The organism is Mesorhizobium sp. M0830 (assembly GCF_040319965.1).
Taxonomy (GTDB): Bacteria; Pseudomonadota; Alphaproteobacteria; order Rhizobiales; family Rhizobiaceae; genus Mesorhizobium.
In genome coordinates this window covers 1-1,897 of record NZ_JAMYOR010000130.1, presented here as the reverse complement: position 1 = coordinate 1,897, position 1,897 = coordinate 1, and the positions used below count along the sequence as shown (strand labels likewise).

Sequence of the window (1,897 nt, the reverse complement as noted above, 5' to 3'; positions counted from 1 at the left end):
GTCCTCGAAAGGACGACCAGGATCCTCTCGGTCTCCTTCCCACCTCAACCATAGCATGGCAACAACACACAGGATCCTCGGGTCTCCGCCGCGTCGCTTCGCTCCTTGCTCCGCCCGTGGATGACGAAGTGATGAGCGTTTATTCCGGAATGACGGCGGTTGCCTGAATCTCCACCTTGGCACGGTCCTCGACCAGTGCCATTACCTGCACGGCGGCCATCGCCGGAAAATGCCGGCCGATCACTTCGCGATAGACCTCGCCAATACCCTTGAGGCTGCCGAGGTATTCGGCCTTGTCGGTGAAATACCAGGTCATCGAGGTGATGTGCTGCGGTCCGGCGCCGGCCTCGGCCAGCACCGCTACGATGTTCTCGAGCGTCTGCCGAACTTGGCCGACAAAATCGTCGGTCTCGAACTGGCATTGCCCATTCCAGCCGACCTGTCCGCCAACGAAGACGAGCCGCCCGCGCGCCGCGACGCCATTGGCGTAGCCGACCGGTTTTGCCCAGCCTTCCGGCTGCAGAATCGTATGCATTCAAAACCTCCCCGGTATTCCGAAAACCAAGCATGAAAATCGCTCGTCAATTTCTCGCCGTCAGGCCGCGCCCATCACTTGTCGCGCAATCACCACCTTCTGCACGTCGGAGGCACCCTCGTAGATGCGCAGCGCGCGGATTTCGCGATACAGGCTCTCGACGATATGGCCCTTGCGGACACCGTCGCCGCCATGCAGCTGTACTGCTCTGTCGATGACGCTTTGGGCGTGGTCCGTCGCGTATAGTTTCGCCATGGCCGCCTCGCGCGTCACCCGCGCGGCACCCATGTCCTTGGTCCATGCGGCGCGATAGACCAGCAGGGCGGCAGCATCGACGTCGAGCGCCATGTCGGCGATATGGCCCTGCACCATTTGCAGTTCGGCCATCGGCGCGCCGAACAGTTTGCGTTCGGCTACCCTTTTGATGCTTTCATCCAGCGCACGGCGGGCAAAGCCGAGGGCTGCCGCACCGACAGTCGAGCGGAACACGTCGAGCACCGACATGGCGATGCGGAACCCGTCGCCCGGTTTGCCGATCAGCGCCGAGGCGGGAAGGCGGACTTGGTCGAACGACAGCCGCGCCAGCGGATGCGGCGCGATCACTTCGAGCCGTTCGGCGATGCCAAGGCCCTTGGCGTCGCCAGGCACGAGGAAGGCGGAGAGCCCCTTGGCGCCCGGCGCCTCGCCGGTACGGGCAAAGACGACATAGAGATCGGCGATGCCGCCATTGGAGATCCAGGTCTTTTCACCGGACAGGACGTAGCTGTCGCCGTCGCGGGTCGCCGTCATTTCGGTGTTGGCGACATCTGATCCCGAGCGCGGCTCCGACAGGGCGAAGGCGGAAATCGCTTTGCCGGCACGTGTCTTCGAAAGCCATTGCTGCTGTTGCGGCGTGCCGAACAGGCTGAGCGCGCCGGTGCCGAGCCCTTGCATGGCGAAGCCAAAGTCGGCCAGCCCGTCATGGCGGGCGAGCGTCTCGCGCGTGATGCACAGAGTGCGCACGTCGAGTGGTCGCGGATTGTCGGTGTCGATTGCCGTCGGCCTCAGCCAGCCGTCCCGGCCGAGGTTCGCCACCAGCTCGCGGCAGGCGGCATCGACATCATGGTGATCGACCGGCAGGTTTTTTGCGCACCACGCCTCCAGTTGGTCGGCCAGCGCGCGATGGCGGTCTTCGAAGAATGGCCAGGAGAGGAAGGAACGATCAGGCATGGATATTTCTTTCTCCGCCCCGTTCCCGCACACCCCCCTCTGTCCTGCCGGACATCTCCCCCGCAAGGGGCAGGACTGTCCGGGGAAAGTTATTCATATATGAAGGCCATCTGATTGAGGGAGGATCGGTCTCTTGGTCGGCTCGGATTGACC

The 1,897-nt window shown here is 63.5% G+C and carries 2 protein-coding genes; both read right to left on the bottom strand.

Features of this window, described 5'->3' with window-relative positions:
* Positions 1 to 139: 139 nt before the first annotated feature.
* The gene (locus tag NKI20_RS33475) at positions 140 to 535 is read right to left on the bottom strand and encodes a RidA family protein (RefSeq protein ID WP_352838252.1); all 396 of its coding nucleotides are present in this window, start codon (positions 533 to 535) and stop codon (positions 140 to 142) included.
* Positions 536 to 595: 60 nt separating this feature from the next.
* Positions 596 to 1,744, bottom strand: a complete 1,149-nt coding sequence (locus tag NKI20_RS33470) for an acyl-CoA dehydrogenase family protein (protein WP_352838250.1) — start codon at positions 1,742 to 1,744, stop codon at positions 596 to 598.
* Between the last annotated feature and the right edge of the window lie 153 nt (positions 1,745 to 1,897).